The following is a 15,827-nucleotide window of genomic DNA, read 5'->3' as shown; positions in this document are numbered from 1 at the left end:
CGCCCGTATCACTGGCTGATACATGTCCCGGCCGTCACTGCTGACCAATAGCGTTCACTTCGTCACACAGAGGGAAGAACAGCTCCGAACGGAAGGGGCACCCGTGACCGAACCGCACGACGGCGATTTTCCGGACGGTCTCAGCGCGGCCGAGCTGGGCATGTGGCAGGCCTTCCGGAACGGCAGCACCTACGATCTGCGCGCCCGCGACCCGGCGCGGGACGATCCGTTCGCGCCGCGCACCTGGGGACCGGAGCGCAGTGTGGACGGGCGCGTCGTCGCCCGGCTGCTGCTGTCCGGGCCACCGCCGCGGCCCGGCCGGGTCGCCGCGCTGAAGCTCCGGGGTGTGCGGATCACCGGGACGCTGGATCTCGCGGGCGGGCGCGTCGCGCCGTACGTCGAGCTGACCGGCTGCCGCTTCGAGAGCGAGGTGGTGCTGCCCGAATGCCATTTCACGACGTTGCGGATGGTCGGCTGCGCGATGCCGCGGCTGGAGGCGGCCCGGCTGCGTACCGAGGGCGATCTGCATCTGCCGCGCTGCCGCGTCAAGCGCGGGATCCGGCTCACCGACGCACAGATCGGCACCGATCTGCTGATCAACCAGATCGAGATCGGCCCCGACCGGGGTGGGCGAGCCCTGGCCGGTGACGGGCTGGCGGTCGCCCAGGACCTGCAGGCGGAGATGGTCGAGGCGCGCGGCGAGCTGAGCCTGCGCGGGGCGAAGGTCGGCGGTTCGCTGAGTCTGCGCGGCAGCCGGCTGCGGGGCAGGGAGGGGCGGCGCGCACTGAACGCCCCTCAGCTGACCGTGGAGCGGACGCTGTACATGAGCGAGGCGTGGGTGAGCATCGACACCGGGAACCAGGGCACCACTCCCCCGTACGGCATCGTCGTGGCGCCGACCCCGGCGCGCGGTACGCGTTCGCAGATCTTCGAGTGCCGCGGCGGGGTGCGCCTGGACGACGGACGGTTCGGCGACGCGGTCGATGTGCACAAGGCACGGTTCGTACTGGCCAGGCACGAGGAGCTGTCGCTGCGCCGGATCGTCACCCCGGAGCTGCGTTTCAACGCGGAACGGCCGGAGGAGGGCCGGGTCGTGCTGAACGGCGCGAAGGTCGTCACGCTGATCGATGTGTCGACCAGCTGGCCGGGACCCGGCGGTCTGGCGATGGGCGGTTTCGTGTACGAGAACCTCGTCCCGTACGGGCACTTCCCGCTCTCCCGGCGCCTGGAGTGGGTGGCGGCGGCGACCCCGGAGTACGTACCGGAGCCGTACGAACGCCTCGCCACGGTGCTGCGCAACTGCGGGGAGGACGCGGACGCCCGCGAGGTGCTGCTGGCCAAGCAGCGGCGGCGCCGCGAGACGCTGCCGCCCGCCGCGAAGCTCTGGGGCTTCATCCAGGACTGGACGGTGGCGTACGGCTACCGGCCGGGGCGGGCCGCGGTGTGGATGGCGGTGCTGTGGGCGGCGGGTGCGCTGGCCTTCTCCCAGCACGTCCCGGCGGCGATCAAACAGGATGAGCATCCGCAATGGAATCCGGCGCTGTACGCACTCGATCTGCTGGTGCCGGTCATCAATCTCGGCCAGGACGGTTATTGGCGGATGGAGGACGGCTGGCAGTGGGCGGCGGCCGTGCTCGTCCTGCTGGGTTGGATACTGGCCACGACGGTCGCGGCGGGCGCCTCACGGCTGCTGCGCCGGGGCTGACCGGAATCCGGCCACGGCCGGCCGGACGACCGACCGTCCGACCGGCCGAAGCCCTTCTGCGCAGTGGCCGTCGCGGTGGCCGGAGGCCGTGGTCGAACGATCTGCCGAGCCACGGCCGAAGTGTCGCAGACCGATGGCCGGATCAGTGGAAACAAGCCAGATTCCCCGCTTTCCTTCACTTTTTATTGACCCAGCTCGCTACAACCCATCCACTCGGCACCAAAGCTTCACAGCACCCCCCCTGGCGCCGTCCCGACCAGCGCTTTTCAATGGTCCGCACCATGTCATTCCTTCGCGCTCTGCTCCGTACCGCGCGCGTGATCCGGCACTCCCCCCAGGGGTCCGCCGGACTGCCCGCGGACGACGCGGTGCTGCTCGACGCCCCCGACGAACGGCTCTCCCCGGCACTTGTCGCCGCCGCCCTCGGGGAGTACGAACCGGCCGCGAAACTCCTCGCCACCACCCGGGACGGCGCCGAGTGGGAGAACCGGGACCGCTACCTCAGCCGGCTCGTCACGTTCGCCCGCAACCGCGACGGATGGCTGACCGACTGGCTCGCCGCCGCACCGCACGACCCGGACGCGCTGCTCGTCAAGGCCGAGCTGGCGGTCCGCCGGGCCTGGGAGTCGCCTGTCCGGGCAGAGCAGCTGCGCGAGGTGGGACCGCTGATCACCGCGGCGGCCGAGAGCGACCCCCGTGACCCGGTGCCGTGGCGGCTCGCGCTCGACCATGCGCGCGGCACCCATGCCACGCACACCATGTTCGAGGCGCTGTGGGAGCAGGCGATCCAGCGCTCCTCGCACCACTACGGCTGCCATGTCGCGGCGCTGCGGTACCTCTCCGCCGCCTGGTACGGCTCGCACCGCGAGTGCTTCGACTTCGCCGAGCGGGCCGCCGAGGACTCGCTGCCCAGCTCACTGGTGCAGGCGCTGCCGCTGCGGGCCGCCTTCGCCCTGCTGATCGAGGGGCCGGACGTATGGACCACCTCGGTGCAGGAGGAACGGATCGACGCGGCAGCGGATCTGGCGATCATGCTGTCCGCCTCGTTCGCGCCCGGCGATCCCTGGCCCGCCGAGGTCCGCAACCTGCTGGCGTTCGTGCTGGTCGCGCGGGGCCGCTGGGGCGAGGCACTGGAACAGTTCCGGCAGATCGGACTCCATGCGGCGTCGTTCCCGTGGTCGTCGGTCTCCGACGATCCGCTCGGCCGGTTCCTCGACGCGAGGGACGAGGCGCGGCTCCGGGTGGCCTGCGCGACGCCCTTGCCGGGCCGGGCCGACCTGGGTCGGCCCCGCGGCCATTACGCTTGACCGTTGTGACCACCGCTCGCCTGCCTCTGTTCCCGCTGAACGCGGTGCTGTTTCCCGGCCTCGTGCTGCCGCTGAACGTCTTCGAAGAGCGTTATCGCGCCATGATGCGTGAGCTGCTGAAGACCGACGCCGACGAACCCCGCCGCTTCGCCGTGGTCGCGATCCGCGACGGCCGCGAGGTCGCCCCGACGGCCGCCGGAATGCCGGAGGCGGTGAGCACCCCCGCCGAGCGTGGTCCCGCGGACGGCTTCGGGCCCGACCCGATCCAGACCTTCCACCGGGTCGGCTGCATCGCCGACGCGGCGAAGATCCGGGAACGGCCGGACGGCAGCTTCGAGGTCCTCGCGACCGGCACCACCCGGGTCAAGCTGCTCTCCGTCGACGCGAGCGGCCCCTATCTGACGGCCGAACTCGAAGAGCTGGACGAGGATCCCGGCGAGGAGGCCGGCGCACTCGCCGAGGGCGTCCTGCGGGCCTTCCGCAGCTACCAGAAGCGACTGGCCGGGGCGAGCGAACGCTCTCTGACGACGGGTGCGGACCTGCCCGACGACCCCTCCGTCGTCTCCTACCTGGTCGCGGCGGCGGCCGTATTCGACATCCCGTGCAAGCAGCGGCTGCTCCAGGCACCCGACACCGCGACCCGGCTGCGCGAGGAACTGACTCTGCTGCGCTCCGAGACCGCCGTCATCCGGCATCTGCCGTCGCTGCCCGCGGTGGACCTGACGCGTGCCCCGACCCACCCCAACTGACTGACGACCGACCCGAGGACCCTCCCCCGTGGCGAAGAAGCCGAAGAAGCAGCAGCAGTCCGGCGGCACCCCGGCAACGGTCGCATTGACCGCGGCCGGCACGGCGTTCACCGTCCACTCCTACGACCACGACCCGGCGTCGGCCTCCTACGGCGAGGAGGCGGCCGAGGCACTGGGCGTCTCCCCCGACCGGGTCTTCAAGACCCTGGTCGCGGACGTCGACGGCACACTCACCGTGGCGGTCGTCCCGGTGGCCGGCTCCCTGGACCTCAAGGCCCTGGCCTCCGCGGTGGGCGGCAAACGAGCCGCGATGGCCGACCCGACAGCCGCAGAACGCACCACCGGCTACGTACGGGGCGGCATCTCCCCCCTGGGCCAGCGGAAGCGGCTGCCTACGGTGCTGGACGCGTCGGCACAGTCCCACGAAACAATCTGCGTCTCGGCGGGCCGCCGCGGCCTGGAGGTCGAACTCTCCCCCACGGATCTGGCGTCCCTGACGGGGGCGGTGTTCGCGGAGATCGGCCGGGAGTAGCCGCCCTGGGCACTTCTCGGCCCGGCGCTTGCGGGTGCCGTTCAGCCTGCCCGGCGCTGGAGGACGCTTTCAGCCCGTCCGGCGTTCGAGGACCGGCGTCCGGGGCGGAGCCCCGGTCCGGGAAGAGGCAGGCAGGGGACAAACCCCCCGCACCGGCACCCTGTCTAAGACTCAGCCGGCGGCACAGGCGGCACGCCCCCACCTGCGGGCGACGGCCCCGCCCCCGGTACAGGCCCACCCGCGGCCCACCCCGGAAACACCCCCCACTCCGGCTCCGGATCCCGCGGCCCGAACCACGCCGTCAACCCGAGATGAACCGCCATCGCCCCCAGCGGCCACGCCAGCAACGCCGCCTTCGCCCGCAGCTGAAGCGGCGCATCGAAGACCACGCCCTTGCCGACCGCTCGCGCGTGCGCGACCACGTCCTGGTCCGGCCCGAGCCACACCCCCAGCCGCCAGGCCAGCAGCGAACCGAGCAGCCCGCCCAGCGCGAGCCCCACCACCAGGGCGATTCCGCCACGCCGCTGGAACAGGAAGACCAGCGCCGCGGAGAGCGCACCGAAGGCCAGCGCCAGCAGCACGAACGTACCGTCGGCGCCGATCGCCTCCTCGCCCTCACTGTCACTGAGGAAGACGGCCGTGCTGTCGGAGATCAGCGGAACCCGCGGCGCCAGCCACAGCCAGAGAAGTCCGAGCCCGATGCCGGTGACGGTCACGAGAACGGTGACAACAGCGGCACGCAGCAGATCCGACCGGAGATTCCGCTCCTCCTGCGACTCCAGCAGGGTGCCGGAGTGGGCGGCACCCGGGCCGCCGGGACGACCGGGCCCACCCTGACCACCCCATTTCGGCGGGGTCTGCCAGGGGCCGTTGGACGAGGGCTGGTGAGGCGGCGTCAGAGGTGCGGTCACCTTGCCATCGTGCCAGGCGTCCCTGTGCCGCGCCTCACCGGACCGCTGCCCTGCGGTACGCCCAGGTGGCCGCAGCCAGCGAGAGGACGCCGACGACGGCGCAGACCGCGAGATCCAGTGCGACGACCGCCCAGTCGGGGTGGGCGTCGAAGGACCGGGAGAGCGCCTCGACACCGTACGTGGAGGGCAGCAGATCGCGGGCCCAGCCGATCGGCCCGGGCAGCCGGTCGGCCGGCAGGACGCCGAGCAGCAGCGCCGCCGACATGCCCAGCTGCCCGAGCAGCGTGGCCAGCTCCTGCCGGGGCGCGAGGAGCCCCATCGCGGCGCCGAGCCCGGAAAGCGCCGCCCCGGAGAGCGGGATGACGGCGACGAGCACCCACAGATGCGTCAGCGGCAGTCCGAACAGCACGCTCCCCGCCACGGCCGTGACGATCGTGCCGGGCACGGTGAAGGAGGCGTACGCCCCGGCCGCGCCGAGCACCACCGCGGCGGGCGGCACCGGCAGGGTGGCGTAGTAATCGAGTCCGCCGCCGGCCCGCAGCTGCCCGAAGTACTGGGCGAGCAGGTTGAGCGCGACGAAGGCCACCACGAGGACGCTGGATCCGGCGACGACGGCGCGCGCCTCGGAGCCGCCGTCGACGACCCCGCGCATCAGCACCATGATCCCGACGGACTGGAAGGTCGCGACGAAGAGCAGCGGAATACGCGCGACCCTGGCCCTGGACAGCTGGGCACGGTAGACGGCCGCGAGCGAGGGGAACAGCCGGGCCCGTGGCGCGAGCGGCGCGGGAGCTGCCCCCTCCTGGACATCGCGGCCGGCACGGCCGTCATCGGCGGTCCGGACGGGTCCGGTCACCGACTGCGCGGGAACGATGCTCGTCACCTGGCGCTGCTCCTGTTCGCTCCCTGCTCGGCCACGCATGTGCATCCGGTCGCCCCGCCCGCCGCGGTCATGACTTCACCAGCCCCTTGGTCGCGTCCCCGCCGAGCGCGAGATAGACGTCCTCCAGGCTGGGCGTCGCCAGCGTGAAGTCGTCGAGTGCGGCAAAGGCCGCGCCGCCGGTCACGGCGGCGACCGCCGCCCGTGCCTCGTCGGGACCGAGCCTCAGCACCCAGCGCCGCCCGGACTCCTGGGCCGAGCCGCGAAGCACGGCCACTTCGGGCACATCCAGGGGCGCCCGTTCGCGCCACACCAGCTCGACCCGGACCTCGCCGGCGACACGTTCCTTGAGCCCGGTCGGCGTGTCGCAGGCGATGACCTTGCCGCGTTCGATCACGGCGACCCGGTCGAGAACCGTCTCGGCCTCGATGACGTTGTGGGTGACCAGCAGCACCGTCGTGCCGCGTTCGGCCCGGCGCCGGTCGACGGCGGCCCAGACGGCGCGCCGCGCGACGGGGTCCATGCCGGTCGTCGGCTCGTCCAGCACCAGCACCGGCCGCTCGCCGACCAACGCGGCCGCGAAGCAGGCGAGCCGCCGCTGTCCGCCGGAGAGCTTCTTCAGGGGGCGTCCCGCGATCTCGGTGAGGCCGAGTTCGTCGAGTACGTCGTCGCGCTCGGCGCGGGCGTCCCGCACCGCGAGGCCGCGCAGCCGTCCGGTGGTCTCGGCGGCGAGCGAGACGGTCAGCTCGTCGAGGGCGGTGGACTCCTGCCCGAGGTACCCGATCAGCCGGGAGGCCCGCTCGGGATGGCGTACGAGATCGTGGCCCAGCACGGTGACGCCGCCGGAGTCGGGCCTCATCAGCCCGGTGAGCTGCCGCACCAGGGTGGACTTTCCGGCGCCGTTGGGGCCGAGGAGGCCGAAGATCTCGCCGCGCCGCACATCCAGGCTGATCCCGTCGGTGGCGCGCACCTCGGGTGTGGCGGGTGCACCGCGGCGGCCGCGGGCGGCGGGATAGGTCTTGACCAGATCACGCACCGCACACACGGTCCCGGTCACCGTCTGCGCCTGTGCTGTGCCCGTACTCACGAGGTACGAGAGTACGGGGTCGGATGCCCCGTATTGCGCCCGGGGCCATGCCGGTCGGACGCCGACGCCGCAGTCGCAGACCGGGTTGCGCCCGCGTGACCGTTGTGCCGTCAGTCGCCGGACGGGCTCGTCCGCTCCACCGCCGGGGCGTGTTCCGCCGCGGCCCGAACATCGATCTCCCGCCAGAATCCGGCCCGGATCGCGTAGCGGTCGTGCTCGTCGATCTGGTCGTCCTTGTGGGCGAGCAGGCCGAACCGTGCCGCGTACCGCAGCAGTTCGCCGTCGATGCGGTGCGGGATGCGCGGATACATGGTCGACAGCTTCTGCAGATGGGCTGTCTCCGTCAGCCGCTCCATCCAGCGCCGGGCGAAGACCTGGCCCACCTCGAAGGGGTCGCCGCCCACGGTGGTGATGTCCTCCTCTCGGTCCGCCCAGCGCTGCTCGGCACTGGTGAGCTGGGCCAGCGTCGGGAGGGAGGCGGTTTCGGCGGGCTCGCCCAGCGGTCCGCCGCGCTCCATCCAGCCCTTGTCGGAGGACCAGCGCAGTGTGGCGTTGGCGGGCGGCGGCTGGGTGGGCTGGGCGCCGGGGCCGCGCAGGCTGCCCGCCAGGTCCTTGGGTGTGGGGACGCCCCTTCCACCGTGGCCGGGCCGGTCGGCGGTGGAGCTCTCCTCGGGCGGCGGCGCCGCACCGTTGCGGGCGGCCGCAGCCTGGGCCTCCGATGCCCGCTCGGCGGAGGCCGCGAGGGCCGCCTCGGGCAGCGGTGCGGAGAGGATCGCGGCGATCTCCGGTCGGGGGGCCGGGGGCGGGGCGCAGACGCCGCCGGTCTCCTTGGCCCGTACGGCCTGCGTGATCCAGGCCCGGTCGAGCACCCTTCGTTCGTCGGCCTCGGCGACCAGGTCCTCGGACTGGTTGTAGTCGCCGTCGGCGGCCTGGACCGCCCACAGATGGACAGCGACGCCGTGTTCCTTGGCGGACATCAGGCCGGGCAGCAGATCGCCGTCACCGGTCACCAGCACCACGTCGGAGCAGGCCCGGTTCCTGGCCAGTTCGGTGAGCTCGGCGTGCATCGCGGCGTCGACGCCCTTCTGCGCCCAGCGCCCGTCACTGCGGGTGAGAGCGCCGAGCCGGACGGTCACCCGGGGCATCACACGAAGTCTGCGGTGCTCGGGCTGCGGTACGCGGTCGGGGGCGCCGTCGAACCAGTAGATCCGCAGCAGCGGCTGCTGCGTATCGGCCTCTGCCAGCTCACGCAAGCCCCGGATGAGGCCCGCGTGGTCGACGGTGATGCGGGAACGGGCGGGCTCCCCGGCCAGCAGACTCGCGGCTGCACCCAGCAAGTAGCCGGCGTCCACCAGGACGACGCAACGGTCCACGCGTTCCACCCTCTTCCAGAAGTTCGGGTGTGGTCTTTGCCAAGGGTTTCCTTCGAGTCTGCCCGACGGCGCAGGGGTTGACGGCCGGAACTCGATCATCGGCGTGGCGGAACCTGAAAACGGCGCATGATACCCCCTCACTACGCACGGTAATGATCCAACATGCACGCTTTATCCCGTCATGTGAATCTGAACGCGGTCCTGGCCCCGAGAGTCCCCGTAGGAGGAACACCATGGCCAAGAACAAGAACCGCAAGCAGAGCAGCCAGCAGCAGAACCGCGCGTCCGGTCCGGAGCGCGGCGCGAATGCGGAAGAGGCCAAGCCCGCGTACGAGTCGCAGATACAGCCTCAGTCGCAAGCCCAGGGCAGCCCTGCTGATGTTGCCCGTAAGCACCAGCGTCGCTTCGGCCACAACTGACCGGGCGGATCTCCGGTCCCGGCCGCAGGCCGGGTGGCCGAGAGGGGCGCTCCCGCTCTCGCGGGGGCGCCCCTTTCTCGTACGTCGGCCGTGAACCGGCTCAGCCGGCCAGGCAGGACGGTCCGAGCAGCACCTTCAGGTCACCGAAGAGCGCCGGGTCGGGCTTCACCCGGTGCCGGTCGAGCCGGAGCACCGTGGTCTTACGGGGGCCCTGGAGCTTGATCCGCACCTCGGTGTCGCCCCGGTGGTTGCTGAGGACCTCGCCGAGGCGGCTGACCATCGGCGGGGTGATCTTGACCGTGGGGATGGTCAGGACCACGGGGGCGTTGGTGCCGGCCGACGAGATGTCGGGGACCTGCATCTCCATGGCGACGAGCCGGGGCACGTCCTCCCGCTTGTCGAGACGTCCCTTGACGAAGACGACGGTGTCCTCGACGAGCTGGGTGGAGACCAGCTGGTAGGTGGCGGGGAAGAACATGCACTCGATGGATCCGGCCAGGTCCTCGACGGTGGCGATGGCCCAGGCGTTGCCCTGCTTGGTCATCTTGCGCTGCAGGCCGGAGATGATGCCTCCGACGGTGACGATGGCACCGTCGGAGTGCTCCCCGCCGGTCAGCTGGGAGATCGAGGAGTCGGCCTTGTCGGACAGTACGTGTTCCAGACCGAAGAGCGGGTGGTCGGAGACGTACAGGCCGAGCATCTCGCGCTCCTGGGCCAGCAGGTAGGACTTCTCCCACTCGATGTCGGAGAACTCCACGTCGAGCCCGAAGCCCGGCTCGTCGCTCTCCTCCTCGCCCATGCCGCCGAAGAGGTCGAACTGGCCCTCGGCCTCCTTGCGCTTGACCTGCACCACGTTGTCGATCATCGGCTCGTGGTGGGCGACCAGGCCCTTGCGGGTGTGGCCCATCTCGTCGAAGGCGCCGGCCTTGATCAGCGATTCGACGGTGCGCTTGTTGCAGACGACTGCCTCGACCTTGTCCAGGAAGTCGGGGAAGTTGCTGTACTTCCCCTTCGCCTTGCGGCACCGGATGATCGAGTCGACGACGTTCTGACCCACGTTCCGGACGGCCGTGAGGCCGAAGAGGATCACGTCGTCGCCCTGCGCGGCGAAGTTCGACAGCGACTCGTTCACATTGGGCGGCAGCACCTTGATGCCCATGCGACGGCACTCGTTCAGATAGACCGCCGACTTGTCCTTGTCGTCCTTGACCGAGGTCAGCAGCGCCGCCATGTACTCGGCGGGGTAATTCGCCTTGAGGTACGCGGTCCAGTAGGTGACCAGGCCGTACGCGGAGGAGTGCGCCTTGTTGAACGCGTATCCGGCGAACGGGACCAGAACATCCCACAGCGCCTTGATCGCCGCGTCGGAGAAGCCCTTCTTCTTGGCACCGGCCTCGAAGAGAACGAAGTTCTTCTCCAGCTCGTCGGCCTTCTTCTTACCCATGACGCGGCGCAGGATGTCGGCCTCGCCGAGCGAGTAACCGGCGACGATCTGGGCGGCCTTCTGCACCTGCTCCTGGTACACGATCAGGCCGTAGGTCAGGCCGAGGACCTCCTTGAGCGGTTCCTCCAGCTCCGGGTGGATCGGGGTGATCTCCTGGCGGCCGTTCTTGCGCTCGGCGTAGTTCGTGTGCGAGTTCATGCCCATCGGGCCCGGCCGGTACAGGGCCGAGACGGCGGAAATGTCCTCGAAGTTGTCGGGCTGCATCTGGCGCAGCAGGGAGCGCATCGGACCGCCGTCGAACTGGAACACGCCGAGCGTGTCGCCGCGGCAGAGCATTTCGTACGTCTTCGGGTCGTCCAGCGGGAGGCCGAGCAGGTCCAGCTTGACGCCCTTGTTGCTCTCCACCATCTTGACGGCGTCGTCCATGATGGTCAGGTTCCTGAGGCCCAGGAAGTCCATCTTCAGCAGGCCGAGCGACTCGCACTGCGGGTAGTCCCACTGCGTGATGGTGACGCCGTCGGTGTGCCGCACCCAGATCGGGGCGTGGTCGACGATGGGCTCGCTGGACATGATGACGCCTGCGGCGTGCACGCCCATCTGCCGGACCAGGCCCTCGACACCCTTCGCGGTGTCGATGACCTTCTTCACGTCCGGCTCGTTCTCGTACATCCCCCGGATCTCACCCGCCTCGCTGTAGCGCGGGTGCTTGGGGTCGGTGATGCCGTTGAGGTCGATGCCCTTGCCGAGGACGTCGGCGGGCATGGCCTTGGTGAGCCGGTCGCCCATCGCGTACGGGTAGCCGAGGACCCGGGCGGAGTCCTTGATGGCGTTCTTCGCCTTGATCTTGCCGTACGTGCCGATCATGGCGACCTTGTCGGCGCCGTACTTCTCCGTCACGTACCTGATCACTTCGACGCGCCGACGCTCGTCGAAGTCGATGTCGACATCGGGCATGGAGACACGCTCGGGGTTGAGGAACCGCTCGAAGATGAGTCCGTGCTCGATCGGGTCGAGGTCGGTGATGCCCATCGCGTACGCCACGATCGAGCCGGCCGCGGAACCACGGCCGGGGCCGACCGCGATGCCGTTGTTCTTCGCCCACATGATGAAGTCGGCGACGACCAGGAAGTACCCCGGGAACCCCATCTGGATGATGATGTCCATCTCGTACTCGGCCTGCTTCTGCCGGTCGTCGGGGACACCGCCCGGGTAGCGGCGGTTCATGCCGACCCGGACCTCTTCCTGGAACCAGGTGATCTCGGTGTAGCCGTCCGGGATGTCGAACTTCGGCATCAGGTCGCGCTTCTCGAACATGCCGACGGTGTCGATCTGCTCCGCGACCAGCAGGGTGTTGGCGCAGCCCTCCTGCCAGGCGTCGGAGGAGTCGACGGCGTACATCTCGTCGGTGCTCTTGAGGTAGTAACCGGTGCCGTCGAAGCGGAAGCGGTCCGGGTCGGAGAGGTTCTTGCCGGTCTGGATGCAGAGCAGCGCGTCGTGCGCGGTGGCCTCGTGCGCGTAGGTGTAGTGCGAGTCGTTGGTCACCAGCGGCGGGATGCCCAGCTTCTTGCCGATTTCGAGGAGCCCGTCACGGACCCGGCGCTCGATCTCGATGCCGTGGTCCATCAGCTCCAGGAAGTACTTGCCCTCACCGAAGATGTCCTTGTAGTCGGAGGCCGCCTGGACCGCCTCGTCGAACTGACCGAGCCGCAGTCGCGTCTGCACCTCGCCCGAGGGGCAGCCGGTGGAGGCGATCAGGCCCTCGGACCACTGGGCGATGGTCTCCTTGTCCATACGGGGCCACTTCTGCAGCCAGCCCTCGGCGTACGCGTCCGAGGAGAGCCGGAAGAGGTTGTGCAGCCCCGTCGCGTTCGACGCCCAGATCGTCTTGTGCGTGTAACCACCCGAACCCGAGACGTCGTCGCGCTTCTGGTGCGGCTGGCCCCACTGGATCTTCCGCTTGTGCTTGCGCGACTCCGGAGCGACGTACGCCTCGATCCCGATGATCGGCGTCACGCCCGCCTTCTGCGCCGAGTGGAAGAAGTCGTAGGCACCGTGCAGGTTGCCGTGGTCCGTCATCGCGATGTGCGACATGCCCATTTCATTGCAGGCAGCGAACATGTCCTTGAGCCGCGCGGCACCGTCCAGCAACGAGTACTGGGTGTGGACGTGAAGGTGCGTAAAGGGCGGCTTGGTCACGGCGTCGGGCCTCCGGGGAAACAGGCAATGACTGACTGGGGGGACAGCGTGGAAGTCTACGTCTCCGAGGTGACAACCGAGGGGCACTCCCGGGTACGGTCGCGCGTTGAAGGGGCTGAGAAGCCCGTCCCATTTGTCATGCACGTCAGGCACCAGGAGGCACCCAGAGATGTCGGAAGCGCAGACCGGCGCAGCACAGCGCGGGGAGCAGATTCTTGAGGTCTTCGACACCGCGTTCGGGGAGCTGCTGGCCGCCGATCCGGCTGCCTTCCGGGTCAAATTCCGCAAGATGGCGGGCTCGGCGTTCGCCTTCTACCGGGGCACGGCCTGCCTGTATTACGCCGATCTCAGCTCGACGAGGAACGCGGACCCTTATCTGGACGAGCGAACCAGCAGGGTGTGGGTGCACGGCGATCTGCACGCTGAGAACTTCGGCACATACATGGATTCCAATGGCCGCCTTGTCTTTAATGTGAACGACTTCGATGAAGCCTTCGTAGCCCCCTTCACCTGGGACCTCAAGCGGTTCGCCGCCTCCGTCGCGCTGATCGGGTACGCGAAGGCGCTGGGCGACGACCAGATCACCGAACTGGTCCGGATCTACGCGGCGGCCTACCGTGAGCGGATCCACGCACTGGCGACGGGCGCGAAGAGCGACGAGGTACCGCCCTTCACGCTGGACACGGCGGAGGGCCCGCTGCTGGACGCGCTGCGCGACGCCCGGTCGCTGACCCGGTTCTCGCTGCTGGACTCGATGACGGAGATCCGGGACTTCGAGCGCCGGTTCGCGACGGGCGGCGGCTCGATCGACCTGGACGCGGCGACGCGCTACAAGGTGCTGGCCGCCTTCGACGGCTATCTGGAGACGCTGCCGGAGTCGAGCCTGACCCGCCCCGACTCGTACCGGGTCAAGGATGTCGTCGGCCGTCGTGGCATCGGTATCGGTTCGGCCGGGCTGCCCTCGTACAACATCCTTCTGGAGGGCAACAGCGACGCCCTGGAGAACGATGTGGTGATCTATCTCAAGCAGGCGCAGACCCCCGCGGTCTCCCGACACATCACCGACACGGCCGTGCGCGAGTACTTCCAGCACGAGGGCCACCGCACGGTCATCTCGCAGCGCGCCCTGCAGGCACACGCCGACCCGTGGCTCGGCTGGACCGAGCTGGACGGAGCCGGACAGCTGGTCGCCGAGGTGTCTCCGTACGCGGTCGATCTGGACTGGTCGGACATCGACGAGCCGGAGGAGATCGCCGCGGTCGTCGCCGACCTCGGCCGGGCGACGGCGACGATGCACTCCGCGGCGGACGACGAGAGCGGCCACTCGCTGGTGCCGTTCTCCACCGAGCGGGCGATCGACGCGGCGATCGCGGCGGACGAGGAGGGCTTCGCCGGCCTGCTGGTGGACTTCGCCCACAGCTACGGTGCCCGGGCCCGCGCCGACCACCAGATCTTTGTGGATCTTTTCCGCAACGGCCGCATCCCGGGACTGTAGGGCTCCGCACCCAACCGGCCCCCCTTCAGGGGTCACTTACAGGTTCGCATGCGACACTCCTCGACGATGGACATATCCGGGACGCAGCTCAGAGTCGTTCGCGCGGCGCTTTTCACAGCGCTCGTCGTGACGCTCTCCGCTGCGTCCCATGTGCTGCTCTCCCAGGTCTCGCTGCCGCTGACCGTCGTCGCCCTGCTGGCCGGCGTGGTCTTCGCCGTGGCGTACGCGCTGGCCGGCCGGGAGCGCGGCTTCGGGGCGATCGCCGGACTGCTGGTCCCGCTGGAACTGGCCGCCGACACCGTGTTCACCACCGGCCAGCACCTCTGTTACGGCGCGGCAGGCGGCCCGATCGCGGGGCCGCTGCGCTCGGTCGGCGTCGATGTGCTGTGCGGCGGCGGTGACATCGGGGCCGGCGCGCCCCAGGTCGATGACGTCGGCACGCCGCTCACTTCGGTGACCGGCGGCGGACACACGGCAGCCGCGCTGCTGGCCTCCCCGGGCCCGGCGGTGCCGTGGCTGCTGCTCGCCGCCCATGTGACGGTCGGTCTGCTCGCCGCGGCCTGGCTGCGGCGCGGCGAGTCCGCGCTCGTCGGCCTGCTGGGCGCGGTCGCCGTTCTGGCGTTCCGGCCGCTGCTGATCGCGGTCGCCGTGGTGGGTACGGCCGGCCGCTCCGTACACCGCAGGCTGCACCCCGCCGGGCACGGCCCGCACCTGCTCGTACACGCCCGTCTGCTCGTGCACTCCGTGGGACGGAGGGGTCCGCCGCGCTCGGCCCGCGCCATCGCCTGAGCACGCACGTCCCTGACGACATACCACCCGCACCATGGAGAGACGAACATGAGCAACCGCAACAGCCAGGCCAACAAGGCGGCAGCCCGCGAGCGTCTGCGCGCCGAGCGCGAGCGCCAGGCCAAGAAGGACAAGACCCGCAGGCAGATCCTCGTCGGCGTCTCGGTCGTCGGCGTGCTGGCGATCGCGGGCGCCGTCGGCTGGGGTGTCATGCAGATGAACAAGCCGTCCCAGTGGGAGGCGGCCAAGGACGCGAAGAACGTCACGGCACCCAGGAACACCTCGGGCAAGGACGGCACAACCGTCGTCATCGGCAAGCCGACCGCCAAGAAGACCCTCGAGCTGTACGAGGACTTGCGCTGCCCGATCTGCGGAACGCTTGAGCAGTCCATCGGCGAGACGGTGCACAAGGACGTCGACGCCGGAAAGTACAAGATCAAGTACGTCGGCGCCACGTTCATCGACGGCATGACCGGCGGAGAAGGCTCGAAGAACGCGCTGAGCGCGGTGGGTGCCGCACTCAATGTCAGCCCGGAAGCCTTCCTCGACTACAAGTCCGCGCTCTACTCCGCGAAGTACCACCCGGAGGAGACCGACGACAAGTTCAAGGACGACGCGTACCTGATCAAGATCGCCGACACGGTCGACGCTCTGAAGGGCAACAAGGCGTTCCAGAAGGACGTCGAGGACGGTACGTACGACGGCTGGGCGATGAAGATGTCCGCGACGTTCGACAAGAGCGGCGTGCAGGGCACTCCGACGCTGAAGATGGACGGCAAGACGCTCACCGGCGCTGACGGCAAGAACGCGCCGATGACGGTGGCCGACTTCAACACCGCGATCACTGCCGCGCTGAAGGGCTAGCGGCAAACTCCCGGCAGCGGCTCTCCGACGGGCAGGCGAACTTCCTTCATTCGCCTGCCCGTTCGCTATACCGGTC

13 protein-coding genes are annotated in these 15,827 nt (G+C 69.9%); 8 read left to right on the top strand and 5 right to left on the bottom strand.

Annotated features, from left to right (window positions below; genetic code table 11):
* Positions 1–103: 103 nt before the first annotated feature.
* The 4 genes from OG953_RS31675 (at position 104) to ybaK (ending at position 4,293) form a co-directional block, all read left to right on the top strand.
* Positions 104–1,705, top strand: coding sequence for an oxidoreductase (locus tag OG953_RS31675; RefSeq protein WP_405688638.1), 1,602 nt, complete (start codon positions 104–106; stop codon positions 1,703–1,705).
* A gap of 269 nt (positions 1,706–1,974) precedes the next feature.
* On the top strand, positions 1,975–3,012 hold the full coding sequence (locus tag OG953_RS31670) for a hypothetical protein (protein WP_405688637.1): 1,038 nt from the start codon (positions 1,975–1,977) through the stop codon (positions 3,010–3,012).
* Positions 3,013–3,017: 5 nt separating this feature from the next.
* Positions 3,018–3,761, top strand: a complete 744-nt coding sequence (locus OG953_RS31665) for an LON peptidase substrate-binding domain-containing protein (protein WP_405688636.1) — start codon at positions 3,018–3,020, stop codon at positions 3,759–3,761.
* 28 nt (positions 3,762–3,789) lie between these two features.
* Positions 3,790–4,293 carry a Cys-tRNA(Pro) deacylase gene (gene ybaK / locus OG953_RS31660; RefSeq protein ID WP_405688635.1) on the top strand — a complete coding sequence of 168 codons (504 nt, stop codon included), beginning with the start codon at positions 3,790–3,792 and terminating at the stop codon, positions 4,291–4,293.
* 164 nt (positions 4,294–4,457) lie between these two features.
* Here the strand turns inward: ybaK and OG953_RS31655 are convergent, their stop codons facing one another.
* The 4 genes from OG953_RS31655 to OG953_RS31640 form a co-directional block, all read right to left on the bottom strand.
* The gene (locus OG953_RS31655; protein WP_405688634.1) at positions 4,458–5,204 is read right to left on the bottom strand and encodes an ABC transporter permease; all 747 of its coding nucleotides are present in this window, start codon (positions 5,202–5,204) and stop codon (positions 4,458–4,460) included.
* Between the two features lie 34 nt (positions 5,205–5,238).
* Positions 5,239–6,126 carry an ABC transporter permease gene (locus tag OG953_RS31650; RefSeq protein ID WP_405688633.1) on the bottom strand — a complete coding sequence of 296 codons (888 nt, stop codon included), beginning with the start codon at positions 6,124–6,126 and terminating at the stop codon, positions 5,239–5,241.
* A 28-nt stretch (positions 6,127–6,154) separates the two neighbouring features.
* The gene (locus OG953_RS31645) at positions 6,155–7,129 is read right to left on the bottom strand and encodes an ABC transporter ATP-binding protein (protein ID WP_405692171.1); all 975 of its coding nucleotides are present in this window, start codon (positions 7,127–7,129) and stop codon (positions 6,155–6,157) included.
* Between the two features lie 152 nt (positions 7,130–7,281).
* A complete protein-coding gene (locus tag OG953_RS31640) occupies positions 7,282–8,553 on the bottom strand; it encodes an NYN domain-containing protein (RefSeq protein ID WP_405688632.1) in 1,272 nt (423 codons plus the stop codon).
* A gap of 224 nt (positions 8,554–8,777) precedes the next feature.
* On the opposite strand from OG953_RS31640, the gene OG953_RS31635 reads away from it, so the two are divergent.
* Complete coding sequence (locus OG953_RS31635) at positions 8,778–8,963, top strand: hypothetical protein (RefSeq protein WP_405688631.1); 186 nt, start codon at positions 8,778–8,780, stop codon at positions 8,961–8,963.
* A gap of 100 nt (positions 8,964–9,063) precedes the next feature.
* On the opposite strand, the gene dnaE is transcribed toward OG953_RS31635, so the two are convergent.
* Entirely contained in the window at positions 9,064–12,603 is a 3,540-nt protein-coding gene (gene dnaE / locus OG953_RS31630) for a DNA polymerase III subunit alpha (protein WP_405688630.1), read from the bottom strand.
* A 169-nt stretch (positions 12,604–12,772) separates the two neighbouring features.
* On the opposite strand from dnaE, the gene OG953_RS31625 reads away from it, so the two are divergent.
* From OG953_RS31625 to OG953_RS31615, 3 genes are all read left to right on the top strand, one after another.
* A complete protein-coding gene (locus tag OG953_RS31625; protein WP_405688629.1) occupies positions 12,773–14,098 on the top strand; it encodes a DUF2252 domain-containing protein in 1,326 nt (441 codons plus the stop codon).
* Positions 14,099–14,164: 66 nt separating this feature from the next.
* Positions 14,165–14,887, top strand: a complete 723-nt coding sequence (locus tag OG953_RS31620; RefSeq protein WP_405688627.1) for a hypothetical protein — start codon at positions 14,165–14,167, stop codon at positions 14,885–14,887.
* 48 nt (positions 14,888–14,935) lie between these two features.
* Positions 14,936–15,751 (top strand): DsbA family protein, encoded by an 816-nt coding sequence (locus OG953_RS31615; RefSeq protein WP_405688626.1) that lies wholly within the window; start codon positions 14,936–14,938, stop codon positions 15,749–15,751.
* The last annotated feature ends 76 nt before the right edge of the window (positions 15,752–15,827 follow it).

It is taken from the genome of Streptomyces sp. NBC_00057, from assembly GCF_045041165.1.
Lineage (GTDB): Bacteria > Actinomycetota > Actinomycetes > Streptomycetales > Streptomycetaceae > Streptomyces.
The sequence above is the reverse complement of the archived record's forward strand: the minus strand, read 5'-3'. Positions and strand labels throughout refer to the sequence as shown.